The sequence below is a fragment of the Paenibacillus sp. JT31N17 genome (assembly GCF_056269255.1).
In genome coordinates this window covers 369326-394582 of sequence record NZ_JBWDNP010000003.1, presented here as the reverse complement: position 1 = coordinate 394582, position 25257 = coordinate 369326, and the positions used below count along the sequence as shown (strand labels likewise).

Here is a 25257-nt window from a genome sequence, read left to right as displayed (position 1 = left end):
CACCTACCCTTTTTTGGCTCCCAGCTTGTTTTCATTGCCCTGCAGCAGCTTCACAATATTGCTGCGGTGACGGACAAATGCAAAGACACAAACAATCAGACTAGCCCACAGCAAGGCCTCGGACATCCCGAATATCCAAACAAATAAAGGCGTTAGCAGTGCAAACAGCAAAGAACCCAGTGAAACAAAGCGGGTCAAAGCAATGGCAGCGATAGCCACACCGCCGGCAATAAGACAGGGCACCAAGGCCAACGTTACCATTACGCCCACTGTCGTAGCGATTCCTTTGCCGCCTTTGAAATTAAACCAGATCGGCCAATTATGGCCGGCAATGGCTGCCAATCCGCATAATACGGGAGCCCAATCATCACCGACAATCAGCATGCCCAGCAAAACGGCAGCGACTCCTTTGGCGATATCAAGTAAAAATACGGTAATTCCCGGGCCTTTGCCAAGCACGCGCAGCGTGTTGGTCGCGCCTGCATTGCCGCTGCCATGACTGCGGATATCAATGCCCTTGACCCATTTGGCGATTAGAATACTGAATGAGATGGAGCCTAATAAGTAACTTATGAGAACCGCGATGACTGTGAACACGTTCTTCTCTCCCCAGGAAGATTTCTTGATTTCTTACCCCCTAAATCCCCCTTTTCATAGGGGGACCCCGAGGGCTCCGCCCTCTGGACACCCGAATGGTATAACGTTTGGGGGACAGAGACGGACGATTTGATTATTTTTGCAGCTTCTGCCCGCTTTCGTCCCTTCGGGACACGCTTTAATGCGCAGATCCTGTGAAATGCGCTCTTAGCCCATTTCACAGAATCTTTTTTTGTTCCAAACGGGACATGTGTTGATGTGCGAAGTTTTAATCCTCATCCGATTTACGGCGGGTATAAATACGGATTGGTGTGCCTTCGAAGTTGAAGGCACCGCGGATTTTATTTTCCAGATACCGCTCATAGGAGAAATGCATCATCTCCGGATCGTTGGCAAACAGCACGAAGGTCGGCGGTTTGGTAGCTACCTGGGTTGCATAGTTGATACGCAAGCGTCTGCCTTTGTCTGTTGGCGGAGGATTGATGGCGATGGCATCGGATACAATATCATTAAGCAGATGCGTCTGAATTCGAAGCGCATGCTGCTCGGAGACATGATCGACAACCGGAAGCAGCTTGTGCAGCCTCTGTTTGGTTTTGGCTGAAAGATAAACAATCGGCGCATAGGTCATGAACAGGAAATGATCGCGGATGCTCGTGGTAAATTGCTGCATCGTCTTCTCGTCCTTTTCGACAACATCCCATTTGTTAATGACGAATATCGATGCTTTCCCTGCCTCGTGGGCATAACCGGCAATATGCTTGTCCTGCTCGATGATGCCTTCTTCGCCATTGATCAGCACCAGCACAACATCTGCACGCTCGATGGCTTTTAATGCGCGCATAACACTGTATTTCTCGGTTGTCTCATAGACCTTGCCCCGTTTGCGCATCCCCGCCGTGTCGATCAGCACATATTTTTGGCCGTCGCGCTCGAATGGCGTATCGATCGCATCGCGCGTTGTACCGGCGACATGGCTGACAATAACCCGTTCCTCGCCCAGCAGCGCATTGACCAGCGATGATTTGCCGACATTCGGGCGTCCGATCAAGGCAACACGGATCACATCGTCTTCATAATGTTCCTCTACAAGCTCGGGAAGCTTACTGACGGCAGCATCCAGCAGATCGCCTATGCCCATACCGTGAGATCCGGAAATCGCGATCGGATCGCCAAATCCCAGATTGTAAAACTCGTAAATATCATCATGCCGATTGAAATTATCAACCTTGTTTACTGCAACCACAATCGGTTTGCGGGATCGAAGCAACATTTGTGCAACTTCATCATCCGCATGAGTCAATCCATCTTTGGCATCCACCATGAAAACAATAACATCTGCTTCTTCAACAGCCAGCTCCGCCTGCATGCGGACTGATTTCATGATTTCGTCTTCGCCGTCGATTTCAATGCCTCCCGTATCCACGATACTAAAGGCTCTGCCGTTCCATTCTCCGGAACTGTAAATGCGGTCCCGGGTTACGCCCGGCTTGTCCTCCACAATCGCTAACCGATCGCCAATGATGCGGTTAAATATCGTAGACTTCCCCACGTTAGGCCGCCCTACGATGGCGATAATGGGTTTTGCCATGTTTTCACTCCTTCATAAAAATAGGTGCTTTTTTTGTATTTTCACTGCCGGTTCACAGTGTATATGCAACGAATAATGCTATCCGTTTTTTCACAAATATAAGTTATGTATAAGAGAGGGTTATACGTGCTTATATTTACTCACGCCTACCATCATAGCAAAAAACCCCCCGCTTGGCTAACATTTCATTCCTGATGGCGATCTACCAGAATGATTGTTCCATTCTTCAAATCATGCGCGCTGGCGTCTAAAATCTTTTCCAGCAAGAATGCTGTCGTTTCCCGTTTGTCTATGTCGGGTTCAATAAAAATCGGCGCTCCTCCGCGGGTACCCTCCCCATTCACCGTTACAATAGCCACAATTTTAGCCATGTCTATCCTCCTTGCGGTTCACACTTGCTTCAGTCGGCATCCGAACCGCAGACTCCAGAATCGGCACTTTCAAGGTTACTGCACGCGCTTTGCTCCCATCCATATCCTGAGGCAGCAAAAAGACGGCCAACCGCCCATTTTTCATGTCCAATTTGGCTAAGGGGACCAGTGCAGGCTCTCCATCGTCACGGTACACCCCGAGAATTGTGGACAAATCGAATAAAATCGCCTGCCGCTGTCCGAGATTGCTGAGTGTTGCTTTGCCATTGGCATTGAATGGCGTCAAAATAATACCAAGACCTCTCTCCGCAATTATCTGCTGATTGGTGGTCAGCCCCACATTCATGATATATATATCTCCCACAAACAAATCCGGACCGTCAACTCTTACCTCAGCGATCTCCGCTTCCGCAATATGGGAAATATTTTTGCCGGATTTAAGCACCCATACCAGCATAAAAGACAAAATCCCCGCAAGAATGCCAAACAACGGCCCCAAGCTGATGGAAGCGAGACTTGTCAGCAAGGAAGTCAATATAACCAGATAGTTCCGGCCTTCAAATACCATGGCGATGCCTTCAATGTAGGTAGCCCCCCGGGGGACCAGCTCCAGACTGTCGATTTTGTCGAGCGTATCCCGTTCCATTTTACGGACATCGCGGAACTGCTGGGCAGCGAGCGTCAAAAAGGTAATCGCTGTGAAATCCTTGTTATACAAAGCCGGTACGGCTACAGCACCCAGCGCCGCCGCAATCACGCCGAGAGAGATATGAATAATCCGGCCATGCGGATATGTCGGATATTGCCGGTAATCCGTCCGCAGCATCAGCATTCGGGAAAAAATACCAAATGCAATTCCAAGCAAAATTCCGATCAAAATATGATGCGGTTGTCCGATTTTCATCTGTTCCCACATGGATTATGAACTCCCGCCTCTCTGGGTGAACCGGCTATTGCCTTTTTGAAGTAAGCTTCGTATAAAGCCCCTGACCAGACTGACAATTCTCGCTGCGAGCAATGCGATGGCAAATCCATCCCACCATCCCAAAGATCCTATAATCAGCATTCCGCCTGGCGGCCGGATAATATCCACTAGCTGCGATATCAGGGCGGAGGCAACAATTAAAGCAAATTGATGACGGAAACGCTCTACCAGAATGCCGGCCATCAATCCGGCTATCAAGGGCCCATCCCATAAAGGATGGATGCCGACAAATACCGGATCTGCCCGGTACATAACATGCACCCACATCCAGATCACACCCGTAAACAATGAGCAAAGCGTAAGATACACGAATTGTCCGGCCTGACGGATGCTCACAAGCGAAAGAATCGCTGCTCCGACCGCTGCAAGCACACTGCCTTGCACATAATCAGTCGTCGTTCCGATGGAAATTTTGATATTATGCAGAATAAGAACCGCTATAAAGAAAATGGTAAGCGCACGGCCTGATACCCCGTCGGCAACCTGTTGTTTCCATCCGGTTGCATATAATATAAGCAGCATGGTAACGAACCAGCATGCGATAAATCCTTCATTCAAACATTATCCCCCCTCTTTCGACTATCCTATTATGCGCCTCAGCCGCCAAACCTAATCTTTTGTATCCATCTTAGCGTACACAAAGAAAAAAGCCGCAAAACAGGCAATAAATGCCTGTCTTGCGGCTAATGATAAAGACTTCTACAAATTTAGGTCTTATTTCAATTTGCTCAATTTATCGCCAAACCGCTCAGCCAGCGTAAAGCTCATGCCTTCGTTGCTCAAGCTGACGTTCGGATTGTTCAGCTCCACCTTAGGTGAACGCTGCGATGAGGAGGAACGCTCCGGACGCGATGACTTCTCAGGTTGTTCAGGAGCTTCTTCCGTTTCCTTGATGCTGAGGCTAACCCGCTTCTCAGATGGGTTGAAATCAAGCACCTTCGCCTGTACTTCCTGACCTTCTGTAACCACTTCATTCGGAGTAGCTACATGACGGTGAGCAAGCTGCGAAATGTGAACGAGACCTTCAACGCCCGGTGCAATCTCAACAAAAGCGCCAAAGCTGACAATACGGCGTACCGTACCCGTCACGATGTCACCCGTTTTGAATTGACCATTAGCAGACTCCCATGGGCCTGGTTGTGCGGCTTTCATGCTCAAGCTGATTTTGCCTGCGGCAGGATCGACTTTAAGCACTTTAACGCTGACGGATTGGCCTTCCGAGACAATATCCTTCGGATGAGCCACATGCTGCCATGAAAGCTCGGATACATGAACCAGACCATCAATGCCGCCGATATCAACAAATGCGCCAAATGGAGTAAGGCGCTGAACAGTGCCCTCGATCTCTTGGCCTACTTGAATCGAGTTCATTACCGCCAGTTTGTTTTGCTCGAATTCAGCATCCAGCACTTCTTTTTGGGAAAGAATCACTTTATTGTTCTCGCGATCGATTTCCTTTACCTTAACGCGAAGCGTACGGCCTTTGTAGTCACTGAAATCTTCTACAAAATGACGCTCAACCATGGATGCCGGAATAAATCCGCGCACGCCAACATCGGCAACCAGCCCGCCTTTGACAACGTCGGCAACCGTTACTTCGAATACTTCTCCTTGGTCAAAACGGTTCTGAAGCTCATCCCAGGCTTTCTCGCCGTCGACCAGCTTTTTGGACAGAACGAGTTTTTCCTTGTCATCGTCAATGCTGACGACTTTCAATTCTACCTCTTGACCGACTTCTACGGCGTCTGCCGCACTTTCAATCTGAATCGAGGAAAGCTCGCGAAGTGGAATAACGCCGTCATATTTATATCCAAGGCTCACATAAGCTTGGTTATCCTCAATTTTGACGATTGTGCCTTTTACAGAGTCGCCTTTCTTCAAGGACACAAAGTTGTCCAATGCGTCTTGGCTTTCCACTTGCTCAGCGGCTTCGACATTTTCAGTCGTTTCCGCGCCAGCGGATTGTTCAATTTCATTATTTTCCGCAGCAGCGGTCTCTTGCGATTCGATATTTTCCGCAGCTGCGGTTTCCTGCACGTTTGTTTCTTCTGACATTTGAAAAACCTCCTCAGTTCATACCCCAACTTTATTTAAACGCACGCCCGCGACATTGAAACAGAAGCTCCGACGTACCATCTAAAACTTAATTATACATGCAAACCCCTATCCTTGTGCAACCATTTCGCGAATTCGCTTCATAATGGCCTCGGTGACCTGCTCCAGAACATCGGATGCGGGATCCTCCGTGAATGCGGAAATATCAATAGGCTTGCCGAAACGGATCTTCATCTTGCGGAAGATACGATAATTTCCGACAATCGCTACCGGTATAATGGTTGCCTTGCTGCGCATCGCAATCATCGCGGCGCCTTTCTTCCCCATCTCAGAGGCGGAAGCCTTGCGGGTTCCCTCGGGGAAAATGCCCATAACTCCCCCTCCCTGCAAAAGGGTGATGGAGGATCGTATGGCATCCTTGCTGACACCGCCGCGTTTGACCGGAAATGCCCCAAGCTTGCGGATAAAAGGACCGAATAACGGAATTTGGAATAATTCCGCTTTTGCCATATAGTGCACCCTCCGGTTAAGCTTTGTGCCTACTGTAGGAGGATCAAGCACACTAAGATGATTGGAGCAAAGGATTACGCCCCCTGTAGCCGGAATATTCTCCAGCCCGCTTGCCTCAAATCGGTAAAAGACAGCATACAGGACGCGGAGCACACGGCGGCAAACCCTATATAACATAGTTTACTTCGCCTCCGCCAGTTTGGTTCGGCTTAAGTCTAGAATAAGTGCTACAACTTGGTCAATAGTAAGCTCAGTGCTATCGACCTTGATGGCATCCTGCGCACAAACCAATGGCGAAATATCACGCTGTTCATCGCTCAGATCACGCTTGGCAATTTCCGCTTCCAGCTGTTCCAGCGAGACTCCCTCAAGATCCTTCAATTCCTCATAACGCCGCTTCGCTCTTATTTGAACGCTTGCGGTCAAGAATACCTTCAATTCGGCATCCGGCAGAACATGGGTGCCGATGTCACGGCCATCCATAACAATGCCTCTTGATGCGGCAAGCTGCCGCTGCAGCTCCACCAACCGGATACGAACCGATTCATGTGAAGCCACCTGTGAAACGTGTAGCGTTACTTCGCGTGAACGAATAGCGGATGTTACATCTTCCTCATTCAAAAATACCATTTGACCGTTCTCACCCGGAGCAAGGCGGATGCTCAGCGAATTCACCAGCTGCTTGAGCCCGTCCGTTTCTCCGGGATGGATTCCCGCCCGATTGGCGGCCAGCGTTACCGCACGATACATGGCTCCGGTATCGATGTAAACATAGCCGAGCTGCTCGGCAACCTTGCGTGCAACGGTGCTTTTGCCGGCACCTGCAGGTCCGTCAATCGCTACGTTAATGCGGTCGCATTCGCGTCCCCCATTGATGCTCAACGGTGTATAACCTCCTTGAGAGCCGTTAGCGGTTTTCATCCCATGCTCTGATCATCAAGAAAAAAGCAGGCTCTGCCTGCGATAGTGAAAATTATACCACAGCAGTTTTGAAGATGCAAAGAACGTGAATCGCCTAGAAGGGGGTCCCCTCCAACCGATCCACGCCTGTTATCCATAAACGAACCTGCGGAATCTGCAGCACAAGCTGACTTGCAACCAGCAGAATCAGCAGGATAATAACAATTTTTTTCAGTACATCGGTTACATCATCGGATAACTCTTCAAACCCTTTCAAACGCTTGCTACGTTTGAGGGCGAATAACTGACGAAGCTTCATGGTTGCCTCTCCTTGTTGACTGCCAGGTAGTTAGATAGTCATGGGTTGTGAGCATAGTTTTTCCAATAAGCTTGTCCTTATGCGCAAAAAAAAAGAAAAATGTCGGTTTTTATTTTTTGCGAAAATCCAGTTGACGTTCAAAACAGAACCTAATAATTTTCTGTCTGTCCCCGTCCGAAATGCTTGCGAATTTGGCCATAATCTGATTTTTGCCCGTTTCCATGCGTTTCACGCGGACAACCTCCGCTTTAAACTGGGCATGGTCTATCGTACCGTTTCGGTAAGGCACCAGCAGCCAGCAGTCCAGATCCGTACCGTCCACAATCGGCCATTTGGCATCGGCAAGAAAGGATATCCCTCCGCCGCCGACATCGTCCGTCATCCCGATAAAACGGACATGAGTTGACATCTGGATTGCCAGCTCCAGCTCTGCTGACACCCGCAGGAAATGCCGCCTCTGGACCTTGGTTATACTCTCCGGGTCCGGCTTGCCGATCCGGATCATTTTGACGACATCGTCCTTGAATCCCAGCACATGTGAATTAAAATAATGTTTAACCCCATCGCCGGTCATAAAATAGACGGACAGCTCATCTCCCAGAAACAGCCGTTTGTACCGGCCATTACTTTCGAGAATGGGAATATCGATAAGGAGTTCATGATCCGCTTCGTCGGAAACTCTCGATTTATATTCAGTATTCGCTTCTTCTTCATCGGATGAGGCTACTTGCAGGTAAAGAAATTGATTCACTTTCGGCAGCATGATCGTCCCCCCATTTTCCTCGATTATAGCATAGCCCATGCCATATAGGGGAGGTCCCCATGAAAGAAGATAGGACGTGCAACATGAGTCGCACGTCCTATCTTCTATTGGGGCATTTCTTCGATTGCTTCTTCAACACCTGTATCGGCATTAATATACATCCGATACATCGCATTATTGATTTTGCCGACAAATTCATAGCATAACACTTCTTCACCCTGTTCGCTCGCAATCAGGGCCAGCTGTTCGGATTTCGTCTGAAAATCCGGATTCAATGCCTTCCGTGCTTCCGCCAAAGTCAGCTTGGGTTTTGGTATTGTCCGCTTATGATGCTCATACACATAATCCGAAGCCTGAAGTCCCACCACATCGCCATTGTCCAGCGCTACCTTAACCGTCACCTTCTCCGGGAAGATAAGCACTCCATCCTGTGTACCGACGAGAGTTAGGACGGCAATCGTATCGTAGCGGTCGTAATTTACGGTTTTCATGCCTTTATAGCCATGGTCGTCCAAAAACTCCGTCGCCTTGGTCTTGGCTTCATCGGCCTGCAAAGTCTGCTTGCCGATGGTGCGCGGATTCTCAAACCAGATCAGCTGCCCGCCTTTTTTGGTGAAATCCATCTGTATCGGATTGTCCTTATTAGGTTGTTCAATGGTGGCGGAGTAGGACTCATATTCCGTTCCTTTCCCATTTTCGACAACGTGAATGTTGCTCATATCCGGCATATTCATAAAGTCGGCAGCAAGCTTCCTGATGTCATCGGCCGATTTTATATCGCCGCCAAGCATTTTAATCGATCTTTTTTGATACATGCTGGAAACTGAGGGTCCCCAATTGATTTCCGGGTATTCACTGACGGTTTTGTCCACGGTTTTGAATCCGTCAATAATGGTGTTGTCATTAGTCGATTTCTCGGAGGCCAGCGCGACTTCAACATCCATCCACCGCAGATTGTTCGCCAGCACCTTGCCTTGAACGCCGACCAGCTCATTGGAGATTTGCTCGGAGTTCGTATACAGTGTTTTGAGCATCTTGTATTCGTCAGTCGACAGCGGTTGTTTGGTCAGATCCCGCACAGAGGTTTTATAAGAGAAGTTGGCGATCTTCGAGAGAAACTCCTCTGTCTTGTTAAACGGCAGCAGTGTAAGCGGCAGCTGATTGATTTCGCTTTGAGCCTGACTTGTAAGTCGCCAAACGTTCACCAGCCCTTTGCGGTGGTAATTCTGGGATGCCGCATGTACGGCAAGCGTGTTGCCAAGCTCCCGATGAAGCTGCGTGACGTGGTAAGTCAAATCATGGAAAGCCCGCTGATATTGGTTCTCCGCTTTAATCAAAACCGAATTCTTCTCTTGATGCTCCTGATAGCCCCAATAAATCGAACCGATAAAAAACAGTGTCATTACCGGGAATAACACAGCGCTTAATCGACGGTACATAAGGCAAAAGCTCCTTTCGTGTGCAAAACCTGGTGTTAGTTTGGTTTGCACGAAGGAGCTTTATACATCCATGTCAATAACATATGGCAGCGGAGGATATTCCTCCGCCGCAGGCTTTACAGAGCCTCTTCCACTTCAAAATCATGCTCATTGTTGCAAAGACACTGCTTGAAGCCTGTATCGATGCGGTCTTTGTCCCTTCGTCCGCGAAGCACAAACTTTTCTCCGCAAACCCTGCAGCGAATGCTCACTTTAACTCGTGCCGTAATCATTTTTTCCTCCTGAATGTAATGCTGCTTCAATCTTCAACAATAGCCACGCTTGATGATCCTATTATGGACCAAAAAATTACAATTTAATCTCCTCTTCCCGCCCAAGCAGGGCAAACGGTGACCGGGCGTTGGCCCGGTTCATTTTCCGGATTCCTTTTATCCACAAGTAGGTCATGAGCGGTACAATAAACCATACCCAGTAGGTGGAGCCGGAACCCATAATCCAATCGTAAACGCCATGCTCCACCATAGGCGCAGCTGCTGCAAGCATAATAAATTTGCCGCTGGATTTTTTCGCGGCAAATTTGGCTTTGCCCAAATAATATCCCATTGTGATGCCAAACAAGGCATGTCCGGAAACAGGAAGAAGCGCACGGATAAGCAATGTGCCCATGGAAGAAGGCTGAAATACCGCATAGAGCACATTTTCCACAGTAGCAAAACCAAGCGATATCGCTACTGCATACACAATCCCGTCATAAGGCTCATCGAATTCCGTATGGTTATATATGATGTGGTACAGCACGAACCACTTGACCAGTTCCTCCACCCCTGCCGATACGGCAAAGGCAAATACGAAGGGATGGTCGCCCCACAAAAGGGTCAGGCCGCGTTGAATGACCATAATAGGCAGTACGATGACGACACCGAGAAGAAATACGCGCAGTACCATATGAATCGGTTCAGCATCGTACCGGTCCTTCAGATAAAAGTAAGTGAGCAAAGAAATTCCGGGCGCAACCGCTCCGGTTAATATGGAAAAAAGCAGCATTTTCTCGTCTGTCACCTCCTGGTGTCATGCACTTCCCTTACACCCAACCGCGATAACGCGAGGCCTCCGCCATCTTGCGGACCCCGACCATATAGGCGGCCAGCCGCATATCCACCTTGCGGCTGATATGAAGGTCATAGACTTGATTAAATCCGCGGATCATCATTTCCTGCAGCCTGCTGTCCACTTCGGTTTCGGACCAATAATAGCCCTGATTATTTTGAACCCATTCAAAATAGGACACAATCACGCCTCCGCCGCTTGCCAGCACATCCGGAACAAGCAGGATGCCGCGATCCGTCACAATTCGGGTAGCATCCATTGTAGTTGGCCCATTCGCCGCTTCCACAATGATTTTCGCTTTAATTCTGTCGGCATTATTCACCGTTATCTGATTTTCTATCGCAGCGGGTACGAGAACATCGCATTCGAGCTCAAGCAGCTCCTCATTGGATATGGTATCCCGGAATAAATTGGTCACCGTTCCGAAGGAATCCCGCCGGTCAAGAAGAGAGTCGATGTCCAGTCCCTCCTTATTATACAACGCTCCGTTCACATCGGAAATACCTATAACTTTGGCACCGGCGTCATGCATGAATTTTGCCAGGAAACTTCCGGCATTTCCAAAGCCCTGAATGACTACCGTCGCATCGGGAAGAGGAATGCCTTTTACCCGGAGAGCCTCGTCGATGACGATCGCAACCCCGCGCGCCGTCGCGCTTTCGCGCCCCAGCGACCCGCCAAGCACAATCGGCTTGCCGGTTATAAAACCGGGTGAATCAAACTCGCGGATCCTGCTGTATTCATCCAGCATCCAGGCCATAATTTGTGAATTTGTCATCACATCGGGCGCGGGAATATCTTTGGTTGGACCCACAAGCTGGCTGATTGCCCGGACATATCCTCTGCTGAGACGCTCCAGCTCCCGGAAGGACATATTGCGGGGATCGCAGATGATGCCTCCCTTTCCTCCGCCGAAAGGCAAATCGGCAATGCCGCATTTCAAGCCCATCCAGATCGAGAGCGCTTTGACTTCATTCTCGTTCACATCGGGATGAAAACGGACTCCTCCTTTGGTTGGACCGACCGCATCATTATGCTGGGCCCGGTATCCCACAAACATACGCATATTGCCATTGTCCATCCGGACGGGAATGCGTACGGTCAACAGCCGCATCGGTTCTTTGAGCAGCTCTACCATTTCATCTCCATAACCCAGCTTGCGAAGCGCATCCTTAATTACCGCTTGGGTAGATGCGAGCATATCGTTTGAATTCGACACAGAATCATTCATAAATCCGCCACCACCTTTTCTACCATAATATGAGCGGTTAGCGTCGGTGCTATGCGGCGGCAAGCATGACAGGTAAACAAAAAGCACCGTGCACAGGGATTGAACCCCGAATGCAGATGCTTAGGAATGACCACTTTAGAAATAAGTGCAGATTTCGGCGACAGCCTTGGCCGGCATAATCACTTTGCCATACTCCTCAAGAATCGCAGTTGTCACGGATGTTGCTTCCCCGTACTCGGCAAGGAGGGCAATAATGGCGTGATAGCGCGCCAGCTCTACACCTTCAGATTCAAGAACAAGCATATATTTGCCATTATAGGAATATAAACGTCCATCGTCCGTTAATTCGGCTGCCTTGATTTGCTTGCAAACCGCAATTACATCTTCGATGTCCCGGAAAGCGTACATGACAACATCACTTTGCTCAAGTGTGACTTCAAGCTCATAAACATCCTCGTCGCCGTCGTCTTCCTCGAGGGAGCGTTCCTCCGGCTTGAAATTCACCTTGCCTCTTGTAACAATGACGACCATACCCTGAGCCGGGAGGGCAAATACTTCAACAGCAAGAGGACCGCTCGCATCAAAACCTAATTCGTTATAGGCCTGATCCATCATCTCGCTGAAAAGTTCGTGCACCTTCGGTATTTCGCGCCACATGTCTTCCTTCTGGATCCCACGCTCCAGCAGGTCGTCGAACGTCAGAAATATACGTATTTTGTCTTGATTGAGTCGTTCGATTTTCATGATAGGATCCCCCTTCTCGAAAGCATCTGCTTCGTTTTCGCGGAGCAAAACCGTCTTCGAAAGCGCACAAACGCGGTAATATCGGTTATAAACAGCGTATGAAGCAAGCGCTGTTTGGTGATTAAATCGTGCTATGTAACTATGTTAGCATGTCTGTGATTGGAATGCTACTTAGATCACACAAAAAAAGAATCGCCAGACCGTCTCCTATTATACGAAATCAGACGATCAAACGATTCAATTTTTTTTAATGCTTTGTCGCTTCCGCCATGATCTCTTCCGCCTGCCGCTTCACATGCGGATCCTGATTCAGCATTTCCTCAATTTGATTCCAGCTGTCACCTGATCCTTCTGAATGCTTCGAGTCATGATCTGCTTTGTCGGAGCGGAATTTACGGTCGAGAACCGCATTAACCGCTCTTCCCTTCATGCCATCCCAAGCCTCGCCCGCCGCTGCGCCAGCCCAGGCAAACATTCCCGGACGTTTTCTGGCGGCATACACCGCTACTGCTGCTCCGGCAAGACCACCGAGCATAAAAGCGCTCCATTTCATCGGTAATCCTCCTTATTTAAGCTTCGTGATTTCAAGCTTAGTTTGACCCAACAGGACTGCTGTCATTCCGTGCTCCAAGATATGCCGATTACATAATTACATCCTGTTTCCCTGTAGTATTGCAAGCTGGTTAAAGAGCGGAAAAATGCGTGCCGGAGGAATAATTATGTTACAATGGTTGAACTTTAGAGTAATAAAGAGGAGTAGGCTATACATATCCGGCTAGTCTTAGTAAGCACGACAAATCAAAATGACTTTAGGAGGCATAACTATGCCAGGACTGCATAAATCCACCATCATACTTAAGCTGTCGCTAGGCTTCCTGCTGCTTTCAGGATGCGCGGCTCAGCCTCATAATAATGAAGCAGGCAATCAGACAATTGCGCCAGCGCCAAATACGGCTCCTTCCAATAAGGATGCCCCAGCGAGTGAAGATCCGGCGCAGCCGGCCGCAGAGCCTGCAGATTCCCCATCCGATCAAACTGCGGAAACAGAGCCTGCTGTCAGCAGCGGGAGCGAAAACAATTCAACGGGTACAGCAGCCCAGAAACCGGAAGATGCGCCGGTCAAGGAAAAACTCTACAAAATGAGCAAGGCTTACCGATTTGAACCCATCTCCAAAGAAACGGCCGACAAGGTTGTTCTTCTCACCTTCGATGACGGGCCCAAAGAGGATAAAATGATAAGCGGCTTGCTGGATACGCTGGATAAGCATAAAGCGAAGGCAATTTTCTTCGTCAACGGCTACCGCGTGAAGAAACATCCCGAGCTGCTTAAAAAAATAGCCGACCGCGGACAGACAATCGGCAATCACTCCTGGGATCATATCGACTTGAAAAAAGAATCAGTTGCTGCAATTGAAAAGCAGGTTGGGGATGTTCAGAACATTGTGAAGGAAACCCTAGGCTTTGAGCCTGTATTCTTTCGCCCGCCTTTTGGTTCGGGAGGAGACAAGGTCCGAAGCATTGTGAACAAAAAAGGCATGCTGTATACGACCTGGTCAAACGGTTCTCTTGATTGGGACACGAAAAGCACAAAGGAGCAGCCTGATCTCGTCATAAAAAACGTGCTGGAGCAGCTCCACCCCGGCGCTAATATTCTGATGCATGAGCTTCCCTGGACGGTTGAAGCACTGGACGCGCTGCTGACCAGGCTCGAAGAGAAGGGCTACGGATTTATTGATCCCCAGACGATAGACCTGGGTCTCGATCAGACTTCAAAGTAAGAAAATGCAGCTGTGCGGGAGCCAGCAGCCTGAGCGGGAATTTGGATGTGCCGAATCCGCAGCTTACGAACAGCAGGGGCGATACCGTCTCTGCTGTCTGGATTGCCGGCAGCTTAAACCACCCGCGTCCATAATGCTTCAGAGATTGGGTCCTCAGCACGGGTCCAAGAAGAGGCAGGACGATCTGCCCGCCATGTGTGTGGCCGCTTAGAATAAGATCAACCGGCATATCGGAAAGCAGCCGGCCGGCAATAATGGGGTCATGCGCAAGCAGAAGCGTGAACAAACGATGCCCGTCCTCCGGCGGCTCACTCAAAGCCAGGGACAGCTTATCCCTGTTGGTGCGGGGATCGTCCACGCCCGCCAGGCGGATACGGCTCCCATCCTTTTGCTCCAGAATCACGGACTCATTAACCAGCATATGGATTCTTTCTTCCTGCAGCATTACCTCAAACGGGCGGATATCCTCATCATGATCATGATTGCCATAAATAAAATAAACCGGAGCGATGGAAGCAAGCTTCCGCAAATTGCCGCGCACCCGTTCAAGAGGAACGCCCTTCTCCCGAAGATCGCCCCCAATAAGAACGAGATCGGCTCCCCCTTCCCCGATGCACCGCTCTATGACCTTAACCGGAATTACTCTTCTATGAATGTCACTAATAAACAAAAGCCGCGTACCGTCAAAAGCATCCGGCAGCCTGTCAAGCGAAATCACATGCTGATCAAGCCGGTAGCGGTAGGCTTCACTTATCATATAGACAATAAGACCTATAGCGGCGATCCCCAGAGCAAGCAGCCACCCTATCATCGACGAACCGCCTCCCATACTTGCTTAGCCGGTTATATTCCGGACAGTTTTTTTCCCCAGATTACAAGTCCGATCACGAGAATCATGAACAGCATAATAAGCAACCGGTAATACCATTTGGCGATTTTTAGTTTGTTTGAGGGATGCTTCAGGACTCTTGAGGACAGGACGTCACCTTCCGGACGCGTTTCAGAGGCGCTCCTGTTCCTTTTCTTCACCCGGGATTCAGGCTCAATCCTCCGCCCTCTTCCGTATTTTAGAACTCTGCTCATGTTTCCCTCCGAAAACGAATAACGAAACCCATCACCATATCAATAACAAAATGGGCGATGATCGGGGCCCATAACGACCCTGTCTGTATGTAAATCCAGCCTAATGCATAACTGATGGAAAAAACCAGACCAGTCGGAATCCAATGCCTTAAATAACGGACATGGATCGCGGCAAACACGATACTCGTCCAGTAAGGACCCAGATCATGCTGGATGGCTCCCCGAAACAAGGTTTCCTCACAAATAGACACAATCAAAGACAGAACGACGATATGCCAGATTGGCCTGTTTTTAAAAATCCGGTCGTTGACTCCTCCGTCGTCCCCCGCTTCCTCAGGGACGAAACGGGATACAAGAAGGTCTACAGCGATGACCGCAGCAGCCAAACCAAGACCCCACAGAAGGAATTTCCAGCCACTCGGGAGAGCATACAATAAAAATGGATTTCGATGCTGAAATAAAATCCAGATCAAACCGATAATAAAAGTAACGGCTTGCGTGGCATATAAATTAATCAGCAGCAGACGGTCATCAATTTGATCAATCGTGACTTTTTTAAAGCGGATTTTACGGATGTCGAATTTTTTCATTGTTAACCGCCTGACATGAAGGTTCATATTTCCTTTTCTACCTATTTAACCTATACTGATTAGGACAATCGAATTAGATCAGAAGAACGAAGGGGATTATCATGGAGAAACGATTAACACGAACTGAAATGCTGTTTAGCCTCGGTTTCCTGTTTATGCTGGTTTGTGCTGTCGGTGCTTTTTTTTATGGTGTTAAGATCGGATCCGACCAGACCGAAGCGAAGCTCATTGAGCAGACCAGGCATTTGAGCGGAGGCAAGAGCAACAGTGTATCCGCGTACCAGCAGCAAGATCTGGTCTCCTTCTATCATACCGTATTTTTACCCTATCGTGAATTTCAAAACGAATGGACTCAAACCTTACATAAAATGTCCACCCAACAGCTGTCGGATTCCGCTTCCGCTTTGAAAGAATTGGCCAGTGCCGCCAGGCAAAAATACGATGAAGCCAAGCTCGCATCCGTGCCGGCCACATCTCCTCTTCTTGAACAATCCCAGCTGCAGCTCCTGAAGGGACTTAAACTGTTAGGAGAAGCCGCGCAGCGCGGTGCAGGCTCTGCCAGAGATATGTCATCGGCCGCTCTGGTCCAAGGCCTGGAGAAGGACGCTTATTACCTGGAAGGCGTCAAACAAGCGTTAACCGGCCAGCAGAATTATTATTATGCCATGATGAAATGGAGCAGCTCCGTTAATCCGGATATTCCCGACCAGTATGCAGCGACTTCGGTACTGGAGCTCAGCAAGTGGAAATCGCTCCCGCTTGTCGTGAAGAACAAATTAATAGCTGAGCAGTTCAAGGCGCGTATGCTGGTTGTTTCCTATTATCCTCAGGATTTGACAGCGCGCGTGGACCAATTCATCGGATCCGGGCAAGCCGCCAAGATGGGCATGAAAACTCTCGGGTCCGTCATTGATTTACTGATCAGCACAGAGGCCGTCCGTCCCGGAGACTTCGATGACAGCAAGCCGCTGCTTTATCCCAAGGAGCTGCTGCCGCAGCTGCCGTTTTTCTATCCGGAATAATGCAAATGCTTACTTAGTCATATTGGAAGCCTTGCAGAGAGGCTACAGCCGCCATTCCCCCAACTACGTTGTGGAGGTTGCTGTAGCCTTTCTCTGTTAAATACCGGCAGACTCCTGCACTTCTGACCCCATGAGCGCAGATAATATATACCGCTTTGCCTGCGGGAATTTCCGCAAGCCTGTGAGGAATTGTATTCATTGGTATCAGCAATGAGGAATCCAGATGATAATAATCCCATTCCTGCTGCTCCCGCACGTCAATAATTTGATCGGAATCAAGATTCCCTCCGGCCGCAAGCTGCAAAAACTTTCCCGGCTCGATATCATTCCATTGCTCCATCTGTGTGCTCCTCGGCGTTATTTGCATGCATGTCCGGGAAGCCCGAAAACACCCTTGGGAAGCATGCTCTTTTCAAGGTCGATCATAACGAAATTTTCACAATTGAGCAAGTTTCGCCATTGCAATTATCCGCTTGCTTGCTATAGAATAGTAAAGGTTACGTGTCAATTCTTGTCGGTCCGTGCAGAGCCTCAACCCGCGCGGATGGAAAGCGTCAGGCGATTCACCGGGCACAGCTTTATTTTGCTCCCGATGTCACCTAAACAACGGCTCTTACTACTTATAGTTCTACATAAGCGTGTACCTGCGTAAATAATTTTCAGGAGGCAATCAGACATGTTTAAAGTATTAGTCTCAGACCCGATAAGCGATCTCGGTATCCAGAAGCTTGTGGATGCGGAAGACGTCATTGTCGACAAAAAACCAGGACTGAGCGAGGACGAGCTTGTTGCCGTCATCGGCGAATATGATGCCCTGCTCGTTCGCAGCCAGACCCGCGTAACCGCGCGTATAATGGAAGCGGGCAAATTGCTGAAGGTAGTTGGCCGCGCTGGCGTCGGAGTCGACAACATCGATCTGGAAGCCGCAACGCAACGCGGTATTATTGTTATAAACGCGCCGGACGGAAACACAATCACGACCTGTGAGCATACATTCGCCATGATGATGGCCGTTGCCCGTCACATCCCGCAGGCTTACCTGAAAACGGTAGGCGGCGAATGGGACCGCAAATCTTTCCTCGGCGTTGAGCTCCGCAACAAAACTCTGGGTGTATTGGGCATGGGCCGGATCGGCAGTGAAGTCGCCAAGCGTGCCAAAGCATTCGGAATGGAGATATGGGGTTATGACCCGTTCCTGACTGAGGAGCGTGCGGAGAAGCTCGGTATCCGTCTATCATCAGTCGATGATATAATCCGCAATGCCGATTTCATGACCGTTCATACGCCGCTTACGCCGGAAACGCGCCACATGATTGGCAAAGCGCAGTTCGCAGTGATGAAGAAAGGCATGCGTATTATCAACTGCGCACGCGGCGGCATCATTGACGAGCTTGCACTCGTTGAAGCCGTAGATCAAGGCATTGTAGCCGGCGCAGCGTTCGACGTGTTCGAATCCGAGCCGCCTGCTGCCGACCACCCTTTCCTGTCCAATCCCAAAATCATCGTAACGCCTCATCTCGGCGCTTCAACAGTAGAGGCCCAGGAGAATGTTGCGATTGACGTCTCGGAGCAGGTACTGAACATTTTGCGCGACAAACCGTTTATGAATGCGGTCAATATGCCGCCAATCCCGGCCAATGTGTTGAACATTCTGCAGCCGTACTTCAACCTGGGCGAGAAGCTTGGCAGCTTTGCCGCACAGCTGACTGAAGGTGCAATTCAGGAAATCACGGTCAATTTTGCCGGAGAGCTGGCCGAAGTCGATACCCAGCCGCTGACCCGCTATATTGTGCGCGGCGTGCTCTCGCATCATCTGGGCTCTGAGATGGTCAATGTTGTCAACTCCATGCATTTGGCCAAAGAACGCAGCGTCAATATTATTATTCAGAAATCCCATACATCGCGTGACTTTACGAATCTGGTTACGGTAACCCTGCGCTCGAAGCAGGAAGAACGCCTTGTAGCAGGCACCTTGCTCACCGGATATGGACCACGTATCGTGCAAATCGACAAATTCCCGGTCGATGTCGCTCCAGGAGGCAATCTCATTCTCGTATCGCATAATGATAAGCCAGGTATCATCGGCCGTGTCGGCACACTGCTCGGCACCAACGACGTCAATATTGCGACGATGCAGGTCGGACGGAAAATTGTCGGCGGCGCAGCGATCATGGTTCTATCAGTAGATAAAGGCGTTCCAAAGGATGTTCTTTCCCAGATCGCCGAGCTGCCTGACTTGAATAATGCGAAAGAAATTATTTTGTACTAGGCAGCTCCTTCTTCTTGGCGGGGTACAACAGTTTAAAGCATTCCCTGACAAAAGCGCTCCTTCGCGGGGGCGTTTTTTTTTTGATGTTTCACGACCAACAAGATTAGTCGGCCTGCTTCAACAAAAAAAGCACCCCAGTCAGGAGTGCCTTGTCAATTATGTTATTCCTTCGACAGGAAGCAGCAGCGTGAAGGTGGTGCCTTCTCCAACTACGCTTTCGACATCAATTCGTCCGTGATGGGAGTCGACGATGTTCTTTACAATCGCAAGTCCAAGCCCGGTACCTCCCGAGGATGCTCCGCGCGTGCGCGCTTTGTCGGCTTTATAGAAGCGCTCGAAGATATAAGGCAGATCATCCGCAGAGATCCCCTGCCCCTCATCCTGTATCTTCAGCTCGACAAAGCTCTTGCGGTCCTTCGTTACATAGCGGGCCGCCAGCTTGATCTGAGCCCCGCCCGGTGTATGGCGGAGCGCATTATCGAGAAGATTGGTCAACACCTGCTCCAGCCGGTCCTCGTCCGCTCCACGAATTGTCAGTCCCGTTCCCGGAGGAAGCTCGCTCTGCAGCGTAATCCCCTGTTCCTTGGCATAAACCTGAAATTTGCGGTGAACCCGCTTGACCAATCCTTCGAGATCAACCTGCTCATTTTTCATCTCGATGTGACCGGCCTCCATTCTGGCCAGATCCAGGAGATCCTTGACCAGCCTGCTCATTCGCAAGGACTCGTCATGAATTACCTGAACCAGCTCCATCCGTTCCTCGGGCGAAGCGGCGATGTCATCAATCAGCGCTTCGCTATATCCCTGCAGCATGGATAGCGGAGTCCGGATTTCATGCGACACATTAGCGACAAAATCACGGCGAAGCTTCTCCAGCTTCGATTCTTCTGTCACGTTCCGCATTACAGCCACCGCGCCGCGTACAGAGTCATTGGATTTGAGCGGCGCCATTACAACAGACCAAACGCCGCTCTGCACATGAATCTTATCCGTCAAATCTCTGCCTTCGCGCAGCACACGCTTGTACAGCTCCGAGATGGGTCCTGGCACCGGGATTCCGGGACGTATTCGGGGGGCTGAGCCTGAGGAAGTATCATCCTCATTCCAGATCAGACTGCTCCAATTCTCGATTAAATGCTGTCCGCCGGGATTGGCCAGAATCACCTGTCCCTGTGCATCCAACGTAATAACGGCATCTGCCATACTCCTGAGCACGCTTGAGAGATGCTCCTTCTCGTGGTTCAAATCCCGGATCAGCGTATCCAGATCTGCTGCCATGTGATTAAAGGTATTGGCCAGATCGCCGATTTCATCCGATGAGCGGATTGGAACGCGCGTGCGGTATTCCCCCTGCGAAATAAGATCGGCCGCTTTCTTCAGCTGCAGCAGAGGCTGGGTAATCTTCGTGGACAGGAAAAAAGCAAAAAAGGTCGAAAGCAGGAAGCCGATAATCGCAGTATAAACGAACAGCACTTTTACGTGATGCGAGTTATCTCCTTTGAACGTAAAGTCGATATATTGAAGGAGGAACATCCCCAGAATGAGCAGGACGACGGCGACCAGGCCGATAATGGTAATCCAGAGCTTGCCGACGACGCTTCGCAATAGCTTCATCGATTATTTGGAAACCTCAAGCTTGTATCCTACGCCCCATACCGTTGTGATCATCGAAGCAGCTTCCGGCGATACTTTGTTAAGCTTCTCGCGGAGGCGCTTCACATGCGTATCAACGGTGCGCAGGTCGCCGAAAAATTCATAATTCCAGACGTCCTTGAGCAGCTCCTCGCGGGAGAATACCTTATCCGGCGACGTCGCCAGATAATGGAGCAGTTCATACTCTTTAGGGGTAAGGCTTACCTCTTGGCCGCCAGCCATGACCCGATGAGCGTCATGCTCGATAATCAGATGAGGAAATACGATATTGTTGGTTGTGATGGTTTCCTTCGTCAGGAACGCTGTCGCGGACGAGCGGCGCAGAATTGCTTTGACCCGATAGATCACCTCGCGCGGACTAAAAGGCTTGACCACATAATCGTCAGCCCCCACCTCGAATCCCTGAACCCGGTTCATTTCCTCGCCTTTAGCCGTCAGCATAATAACAGGCGTCGCCTTCACCTGACGCAGTCTTGTACATACCTCTATCCCATCGATGCCGGGCAGCATGACATCCAGCAGAATCAAGTCAAAATCGCTGGCTGTCGCCATGCGCAGAGCGCTCTCCCCGTCCTCTGCCTCCTCGATGGAATATCCCTCTTTTTCCAAATACATTTTGAGCAAACGACGGATCCGTTCTTCGTCATCCACGACCAGAATGCGATGCAGTTCTTCGGACATCCGAATCAGACTCCTCTCATGATAGGTTTAATCGACGCCTGCATAGGAATGCAGACCAACCAGAACAAGATTAACTCCCACCAGCGTGAACATGACCACGATAAAGCCGATAACCCCCAGCCAGGCGGATTTGGAGCCATGCCAGCCGCGCGACAGGCGCAAATGCAGAAAAGCAGTATAATACAGCCAGGTAATGAGCGCCCATACCTCTTTGGGATCCCAGCCCCAGAAGCGGGACCAGGCCTCATATGCCCAGATCATCGCGAATACGAGCGCCCCTAGCGTAAAGATCGGATAGCCGATCGCTATCGCCCTGTAACTTATTTCGTCAAGATCATCAGGGTCTATAGCCCGGGTCAGCGGGTGGATAACAGCGGCAATCGGCTTGCGGATCACAAGCCGGATCAAGCCATAGAGGATGAGACCGGCAATGATCGCCCAAATGATCGTGTTCAGCTTGCGCGCCGCATCTACCCCCTGCATCCAATGGGGCGTTTCAAACAGGCCGTCCTTCATGCCAAGAAAGGAATCCATGGAAGTGACCTGGCTGTTGTACGGCTTGAAAATCGGTGGTGTGGTATACGTAACATCCTCGACTTTTGAGCTTTCGACACCCGCATCGCTGATGCTGACCGTTTCCTGGGTGAAAGTCGCTTCATATCCGGCTGCCCGAAAGACAAATACCGATACCAGAAATCCGATCAGAACGATTCCGACGAACATTACCAGCTCAATCCAGCGCTGCGACCGGCGTGCACTCGCTCCGGTTTCCTTGAAATCAACCGTACGCAGCAGATACATCAGCGAGAGCGCAAAGCCGACTCCGAAGAAGGCTTCCCCCAGCGCCGCTGTTGTGACGTGGATTTTCAGCCAGTAGGAGTTGAGCGCGGGAATAAGCGGTTGAACTTCCTGTGGAAATACGGAAGCGTAAGCGACGATAAACACAACCAGCGGAAGTGTAAACACTCCGATGAGCGGCTTCCGGTAAATCGCGTACACCACAATGAAAGCAAACATGACGGCCATGGCGAGAAAAGTCATGAACTCATACATATTGCTTGTCGGGATATGTCCTCCGCCGATCCACCTCGTAATAAAGAACGTCAGGTGCGAGATAAACCCGAGCAGAGATACGACAAAGGAGATGCGCCCCCAGCGGCGGATATGCGCCTTGGGATCGCGATTGCTGAACTTCGCTCCTGCAACCGTGATGATATAGAAGATAAACCCGAAGCAGTATAAGAAAAATGCGACCAGAAAAATGTCGCTGCTGAAAGTAAGTAGTGAACTCACGTTGTGTTCCCCCCGTTATCTAGCGACTTTGGCTCCACGACGATGCCGGCACTGCCAAGTGCGGCCGCGACGTCGGCACGCATGCCGTAATTGTTCTTGTTTGTGTGAGCGCCGAGCAGCAGCCGGTTCGCGTCGGCGCGAAGCCAAATGCGGCGATGCTGCCAATAGGAGCCGATCAGCAAACCAAACATGGATATTCCCGCCCCCGTCCATATGAACGGCATAGCCCGGTCAGTACGGATGTTGAGGGTGGTAATGATACCGGCAAATGTTACATTTTCCATCGATCCAACCTTGATTTCAAACTGCTCGCCGATTTTACCGTTTATGACATCCTGACTGAAGGTTTGCTTATCCACTTCCTTCGGAAAGTACATGTATGGCTCGCCGGTCGCCGGCAAATTCGGTCCCTTGATCAGAAAAACAAAAGCCGGCGCGTTGGGCTCGGACGACTTGGTTCCGGGCTGCCCGTTCTTGTCCAGTGTAAAATCCATATAGGTCTGCTTCAACTGCAGCGTATAGGGACCGAGCTTATACTCAAGCTCGGGATTGCGCATCTCCAGATTGAACGGCCCATAGGTTTGACCGGTTGCTTTGTCTACAAGCACCGGTTTGACCGCTTTAAGCTTGGGTGTGTCGTCAAAACCGAACTGATAGGCTTTGAGTCCTTTATACGAGAGCGGATCATTCACGATGATATTGTGCCGGTTGACCTCTTTAAGCTTGGGCCCGGCAGCGGGATCGTCGCAATCCGCGGTACAGGTGTAGAGAACGGCTTGCGTCTCATACAGCTTGGCTCTTGCCGTCCCTTTCAGCGCGTCGGGCAGCTCGGCGTCCGTATAATAGTCAAGCGTGAATTTCTCGTTCTTGATGTAGTAGCTCGTATCGGGAATCTGCACCGTCTCCCCTTCAGGAACGGTCACATAGGAGTCCATGGCCCAGCCCGGCAGCGAACGCAGCAGCACGGCAAGGAGGAATACAATCAGACCGATATGATTAATGTATGGCCCCCATCGGCTGAATCTATTCTTCTCCGCCAGCAAAGCCGTTCCCTCGCGGGTTACGCGATAGCGCTTGCGCTTCAGCTTCTCGCCGATCTGGGCGGTCAGCTTCTCCGCGTCTTCCTCTTGAAGCTGCGTCTCAAATACCGTACGCTGCCGGGTGAGAAACTGCGGATGCTTGCGGATCTGCTGCTTGTTAAGCGCCCTGTAGAGCGGCAGAACACGGTCCAAGCTGCAAATGACCAGGGATGTTCCGATCATCACCAGCAGCCCGATAAACCACCACGACTCGTAAGTGTTGGAAAATCCCAGCTTATAATACCACTTCCCGATCCACCCGTAACGATCCTCGTAATATGTAGTGGGGTCAAAGGAAATAAAGGCATTCTCCTGTGTGAAAATCGTTCCGATCATCGCGGCGATCAGCGTAATCACAATCAAGCGAACGGCAATCTTCACGGAAGAGAAGAAACTCCATACCTTGTCGATGACGGATTGATTGCTCTTCTGGGATCGGCGCGCTATTCCGTCGTACCGCATTTCAAGGGGCGTATCAATGTCTACTTCCTTGCCATCCAGCGGTTTGCCGCAGCTCTCACAGAGTACGGTCCCGACTGGATTCTGATGTCCGCATTCGCATTTTGTATTTTCAAATTCCAACAAGAAAAAAGACCTCCCTCGGTCAGGACTGAAGCAGTTTCGTGACGCGCTCGTCAATGTCCTTTTCCGTCATCGGCCCGACGAAAATGTCCATAATCGTTCCGTTCGGTTTGATAAAAAAAGTTGTCGGATACGATTTCAATCCATATTGGCGCTCCACTTTGCGATTCTCATCCTGTACTATCGTGTAGCTTACTCCATACTGCTTGATGAAATTATTAACCGTCAATTTGTCTTCGCCCAAATTAATCCCGATAATCTCAAAGGGCTTGTCTCCCTGCTGCTCGTACTGCTTCTGAAGATCCGGCGTTTCCGTTACGCACCCCGGACAGAAGGTTCCCCAGAAATTAACCACAAGTGCTTTACCCTTGTAATCTGAGAGCCTGTGCGTCTTGCCGTCGATGCCCAGAAGGGCAAAGCTCGGCGGTTTATCCCCTTTGCGCGGCAGACCGTCGCTTGAAGCGAACAGGGCATTGCCGATCGCATAGCCGCCCAGCAGCAGCACAGCAAGAAAGATAGTAATTTGTATGGCTCTGCGGTTTGATTTCATGCGTATTATTCACCGCCCTATGCATAAAAAGTATAGTCCCGACAGGCTAATCACAGTTCGCTTTC

The 25257-nt window shown here is 50.1% G+C and carries 28 protein-coding genes; 3 read left to right on the top strand and 25 right to left on the bottom strand.

The window, feature by feature from the left end; all coding sequences use genetic code 11:
• Window positions 1-3: 3 nt before the first annotated feature.
• The 16 genes from plsY to AC0YOB_RS13485 form a co-directional block, all read right to left on the bottom strand.
• Window positions 4-597 (bottom strand): glycerol-3-phosphate 1-O-acyltransferase PlsY, encoded by a 594-nt coding sequence (plsY, locus tag AC0YOB_RS13560; RefSeq protein WP_475786507.1) that lies wholly within the window; start codon window positions 595-597, stop codon window positions 4-6.
• Window positions 598-865: 268 nt separating this feature from the next.
• The gene (gene der, locus AC0YOB_RS13555; RefSeq protein WP_475793247.1) at window positions 866-2188 is read right to left on the bottom strand and encodes a ribosome biogenesis GTPase Der; all 1323 of its coding nucleotides are present in this window, start codon (window positions 2186-2188) and stop codon (window positions 866-868) included.
• A gap of 185 nt (window positions 2189-2373) precedes the next feature.
• Complete coding sequence (locus AC0YOB_RS13550; RefSeq protein WP_210041523.1) at window positions 2374-2559, bottom strand: capping complex subunit for YIEGIA; 186 nt, start codon at window positions 2557-2559, stop codon at window positions 2374-2376.
• Window positions 2552-3475, bottom strand: coding sequence for a YIEGIA family protein (locus tag AC0YOB_RS13545; protein WP_210041525.1), 924 nt, complete (start codon window positions 3473-3475; stop codon window positions 2552-2554). Before AC0YOB_RS13545 ends, AC0YOB_RS13550 begins: the two co-directional genes overlap by 8 nt.
• A 3-nt stretch (window positions 3476-3478) precedes the next feature.
• Window positions 3479-4102, bottom strand: coding sequence for a YphA family membrane protein (locus AC0YOB_RS13540; protein WP_475793246.1), 624 nt, complete (start codon window positions 4100-4102; stop codon window positions 3479-3481).
• A gap of 156 nt (window positions 4103-4258) precedes the next feature.
• Complete coding sequence (gene rpsA / locus AC0YOB_RS13535; RefSeq protein WP_475767924.1) at window positions 4259-5599, bottom strand: 30S ribosomal protein S1; 1341 nt, start codon at window positions 5597-5599, stop codon at window positions 4259-4261.
• A 108-nt stretch (window positions 5600-5707) separates the two neighbouring features.
• Window positions 5708-6286, bottom strand: coding sequence for a lysophospholipid acyltransferase family protein (locus AC0YOB_RS13530; RefSeq protein WP_475793245.1), 579 nt, complete (start codon window positions 6284-6286; stop codon window positions 5708-5710).
• Between the two features lie 3 nt (window positions 6287-6289).
• Window positions 6290-6991, bottom strand: a complete 702-nt coding sequence (gene cmk / locus AC0YOB_RS13525) for a (d)CMP kinase (protein ID WP_475793244.1) — start codon at window positions 6989-6991, stop codon at window positions 6290-6292.
• Window positions 6992-7124: 133 nt separating this feature from the next.
• The gene (locus tag AC0YOB_RS13520; protein ID WP_475793243.1) at window positions 7125-7328 is read right to left on the bottom strand and encodes a hypothetical protein; all 204 of its coding nucleotides are present in this window, start codon (window positions 7326-7328) and stop codon (window positions 7125-7127) included.
• 109 nt (window positions 7329-7437) lie between these two features.
• Window positions 7438-8091 (bottom strand): flagellar brake protein, encoded by a 654-nt coding sequence (locus AC0YOB_RS13515; protein ID WP_475793242.1) that lies wholly within the window; start codon window positions 8089-8091, stop codon window positions 7438-7440.
• Window positions 8092-8195: 104 nt separating this feature from the next.
• Window positions 8196-9530, bottom strand: a complete 1335-nt coding sequence (gene ypeB, locus AC0YOB_RS13510) for a germination protein YpeB (protein WP_475793241.1) — start codon at window positions 9528-9530, stop codon at window positions 8196-8198.
• 116 nt (window positions 9531-9646) lie between these two features.
• Window positions 9647-9802, bottom strand: a complete 156-nt coding sequence (locus tag AC0YOB_RS13505; protein ID WP_210041559.1) for a hypothetical protein — start codon at window positions 9800-9802, stop codon at window positions 9647-9649.
• A gap of 76 nt (window positions 9803-9878) precedes the next feature.
• Window positions 9879-10574, bottom strand: a complete 696-nt coding sequence (prsW, locus tag AC0YOB_RS13500) for a glutamic-type intramembrane protease PrsW (protein WP_475793240.1) — start codon at window positions 10572-10574, stop codon at window positions 9879-9881.
• A 37-nt stretch (window positions 10575-10611) separates the two neighbouring features.
• Window positions 10612-11868 carry a Glu/Leu/Phe/Val family dehydrogenase gene (locus AC0YOB_RS13495; RefSeq protein ID WP_475793239.1) on the bottom strand — a complete coding sequence of 419 codons (1257 nt, stop codon included), beginning with the start codon at window positions 11866-11868 and terminating at the stop codon, window positions 10612-10614.
• A gap of 135 nt (window positions 11869-12003) precedes the next feature.
• Entirely contained in the window at window positions 12004-12612 is a 609-nt protein-coding gene (locus AC0YOB_RS13490; protein WP_210041571.1) for a genetic competence negative regulator, read from the bottom strand.
• Between the two features lie 247 nt (window positions 12613-12859).
• Window positions 12860-13165, bottom strand: a complete 306-nt coding sequence (locus tag AC0YOB_RS13485; protein ID WP_210041572.1) for a hypothetical protein — start codon at window positions 13163-13165, stop codon at window positions 12860-12862.
• A gap of 271 nt (window positions 13166-13436) precedes the next feature.
• On the opposite strand from AC0YOB_RS13485, the gene AC0YOB_RS13480 reads away from it, so the two are divergent.
• A complete protein-coding gene (locus tag AC0YOB_RS13480; RefSeq protein WP_475793238.1) occupies window positions 13437-14390 on the top strand; it encodes a polysaccharide deacetylase family protein in 954 nt (317 codons plus the stop codon).
• On the opposite strand, the gene AC0YOB_RS13475 is transcribed toward AC0YOB_RS13480, so the two are convergent.
• The 3 genes from AC0YOB_RS13475 to AC0YOB_RS13465 are packed head-to-tail and all read right to left on the bottom strand — an operon-like array spanning window position 14341 to window position 16063.
• Window positions 14341-15201, bottom strand: coding sequence for a metallophosphoesterase (locus AC0YOB_RS13475; RefSeq protein ID WP_475793237.1), 861 nt, complete (start codon window positions 15199-15201; stop codon window positions 14341-14343). The two genes, AC0YOB_RS13480 and AC0YOB_RS13475, sit on opposite strands and share 50 nt — an antisense overlap.
• A 32-nt stretch (window positions 15202-15233) precedes the next feature.
• Complete coding sequence (locus tag AC0YOB_RS13470; RefSeq protein ID WP_475793236.1) at window positions 15234-15473, bottom strand: hypothetical protein; 240 nt, start codon at window positions 15471-15473, stop codon at window positions 15234-15236.
• Complete coding sequence (locus AC0YOB_RS13465) at window positions 15470-16063, bottom strand: lysostaphin resistance A-like protein (protein WP_475793235.1); 594 nt, start codon at window positions 16061-16063, stop codon at window positions 15470-15472. Before AC0YOB_RS13465 ends, AC0YOB_RS13470 begins: the two co-directional genes overlap by 4 nt.
• A gap of 101 nt (window positions 16064-16164) precedes the next feature.
• On the opposite strand from AC0YOB_RS13465, the gene AC0YOB_RS13460 reads away from it, so the two are divergent.
• On the top strand, window positions 16165-17085 hold the full coding sequence (locus AC0YOB_RS13460; RefSeq protein ID WP_475793234.1) for a hypothetical protein: 921 nt from the start codon (window positions 16165-16167) through the stop codon (window positions 17083-17085).
• A 13-nt stretch (window positions 17086-17098) separates the two neighbouring features.
• On the opposite strand, the gene AC0YOB_RS13455 is transcribed toward AC0YOB_RS13460, so the two are convergent.
• A complete protein-coding gene (locus tag AC0YOB_RS13455; RefSeq protein WP_475793233.1) occupies window positions 17099-17425 on the bottom strand; it encodes a rhodanese-like domain-containing protein in 327 nt (108 codons plus the stop codon).
• Between the two features lie 336 nt (window positions 17426-17761).
• On the opposite strand from AC0YOB_RS13455, the gene serA reads away from it, so the two are divergent.
• Window positions 17762-19354 (top strand): phosphoglycerate dehydrogenase, encoded by a 1593-nt coding sequence (gene serA, locus AC0YOB_RS13450; RefSeq protein ID WP_475793232.1) that lies wholly within the window; start codon window positions 17762-17764, stop codon window positions 19352-19354.
• 156 nt (window positions 19355-19510) lie between these two features.
• Here serA and AC0YOB_RS13445 read toward each other — a convergent pair whose 3' ends face one another.
• Genes AC0YOB_RS13445 through AC0YOB_RS13425 form a run of 5 tightly spaced genes read right to left on the bottom strand, consistent with a single transcriptional unit; the run spans window position 19511 to window position 25192 of the window.
• A complete protein-coding gene (locus AC0YOB_RS13445; protein WP_475793231.1) occupies window positions 19511-20968 on the bottom strand; it encodes an ATP-binding protein in 1458 nt (485 codons plus the stop codon).
• 3 nt (window positions 20969-20971) lie between these two features.
• On the bottom strand, window positions 20972-21688 hold the full coding sequence (locus tag AC0YOB_RS13440; RefSeq protein WP_475793230.1) for a response regulator transcription factor: 717 nt from the start codon (window positions 21686-21688) through the stop codon (window positions 20972-20974).
• A gap of 27 nt (window positions 21689-21715) precedes the next feature.
• On the bottom strand, window positions 21716-22981 hold the full coding sequence (ccsB, locus tag AC0YOB_RS13435; protein WP_475793229.1) for a c-type cytochrome biogenesis protein CcsB: 1266 nt from the start codon (window positions 22979-22981) through the stop codon (window positions 21716-21718).
• Window positions 22978-24645 (bottom strand): cytochrome c biogenesis protein ResB, encoded by a 1668-nt coding sequence (gene resB, locus AC0YOB_RS13430; RefSeq protein ID WP_379114573.1) that lies wholly within the window; start codon window positions 24643-24645, stop codon window positions 22978-22980. Before resB ends, ccsB begins: the two co-directional genes overlap by 4 nt.
• A 19-nt stretch (window positions 24646-24664) precedes the next feature.
• The gene (locus AC0YOB_RS13425) at window positions 24665-25192 is read right to left on the bottom strand and encodes a redoxin domain-containing protein (protein WP_210041611.1); all 528 of its coding nucleotides are present in this window, start codon (window positions 25190-25192) and stop codon (window positions 24665-24667) included.
• Window positions 25193-25257: the final 65 nt, after the last annotated feature.

Bases quoted from the DNA above. Each gene is read 5' to 3' on its own strand.
- rpsA (WP_475767924.1), bottom strand. From the start codon at position 5,599: ATGTCAGAAGAAACAAACGTGCAGGAAACCGCAGCTGCGGAAAATATC.
- AC0YOB_RS13550 (WP_210041523.1), bottom strand. From the start codon at position 2,559: ATGGCTAAAATTGTGGCTATTGTAACGGTGAATGGGGAGGGTACCCGC.
- AC0YOB_RS13470 (WP_475793236.1), bottom strand. From the start codon at position 15,473: ATGAGCAGAGTTCTAAAATACGGAAGAGGGCGGAGGATTGAGCCTGAA.
- der (WP_475793247.1), bottom strand. From the start codon at position 2,188: ATGGCAAAACCCATTATCGCCATCGTAGGGCGGCCTAACGTGGGGAAG.
- AC0YOB_RS13480 (WP_475793238.1), top strand. From the start codon at position 13,437: ATGCCAGGACTGCATAAATCCACCATCATACTTAAGCTGTCGCTAGGC.
- AC0YOB_RS13445 (WP_475793231.1), bottom strand. From the start codon at position 20,968: ATGAAGCTATTGCGAAGCGTCGTCGGCAAGCTCTGGATTACCATTATC.
- AC0YOB_RS13495 (WP_475793239.1), bottom strand. From the start codon at position 11,868: ATGAATGATTCTGTGTCGAATTCAAACGATATGCTCGCATCTACCCAA.
- AC0YOB_RS13505 (WP_210041559.1), bottom strand. From the start codon at position 9,802: ATGATTACGGCACGAGTTAAAGTGAGCATTCGCTGCAGGGTTTGCGGA.
- AC0YOB_RS13425 (WP_210041611.1), bottom strand. From the start codon at position 25,192: ATGAAATCAAACCGCAGAGCCATACAAATTACTATCTTTCTTGCTGTG.
- AC0YOB_RS13490 (WP_210041571.1), bottom strand. From the start codon at position 12,612: ATGAAAATCGAACGACTCAATCAAGACAAAATACGTATATTTCTGACG.
- AC0YOB_RS13455 (WP_475793233.1), bottom strand. From the start codon at position 17,425: ATGGAGCAATGGAATGATATCGAGCCGGGAAAGTTTTTGCAGCTTGCG.
- AC0YOB_RS13475 (WP_475793237.1), bottom strand. From the start codon at position 15,201: ATGATAGGGTGGCTGCTTGCTCTGGGGATCGCCGCTATAGGTCTTATT.
- serA (WP_475793232.1), top strand. From the start codon at position 17,762: ATGTTTAAAGTATTAGTCTCAGACCCGATAAGCGATCTCGGTATCCAG.
- AC0YOB_RS13485 (WP_210041572.1), bottom strand. From the start codon at position 13,165: ATGAAATGGAGCGCTTTTATGCTCGGTGGTCTTGCCGGAGCAGCAGTA.
- AC0YOB_RS13440 (WP_475793230.1), bottom strand. From the start codon at position 21,688: ATGTCCGAAGAACTGCATCGCATTCTGGTCGTGGATGACGAAGAACGG.
- AC0YOB_RS13460 (WP_475793234.1), top strand. From the start codon at position 16,165: ATGGAGAAACGATTAACACGAACTGAAATGCTGTTTAGCCTCGGTTTC.
- AC0YOB_RS13520 (WP_475793243.1), bottom strand. From the start codon at position 7,328: ATGAAGCTTCGTCAGTTATTCGCCCTCAAACGTAGCAAGCGTTTGAAA.
- AC0YOB_RS13515 (WP_475793242.1), bottom strand. From the start codon at position 8,091: ATGCTGCCGAAAGTGAATCAATTTCTTTACCTGCAAGTAGCCTCATCC.
- AC0YOB_RS13545 (WP_210041525.1), bottom strand. From the start codon at position 3,475: ATGTGGGAACAGATGAAAATCGGACAACCGCATCATATTTTGATCGGA.
- AC0YOB_RS13465 (WP_475793235.1), bottom strand. From the start codon at position 16,063: ATGAAAAAATTCGACATCCGTAAAATCCGCTTTAAAAAAGTCACGATT.
- AC0YOB_RS13530 (WP_475793245.1), bottom strand. From the start codon at position 6,286: ATGTTATATAGGGTTTGCCGCCGTGTGCTCCGCGTCCTGTATGCTGTC.
- ypeB (WP_475793241.1), bottom strand. From the start codon at position 9,530: ATGTACCGTCGATTAAGCGCTGTGTTATTCCCGGTAATGACACTGTTT.
- prsW (WP_475793240.1), bottom strand. From the start codon at position 10,574: ATGCTGCTTTTTTCCATATTAACCGGAGCGGTTGCGCCCGGAATTTCT.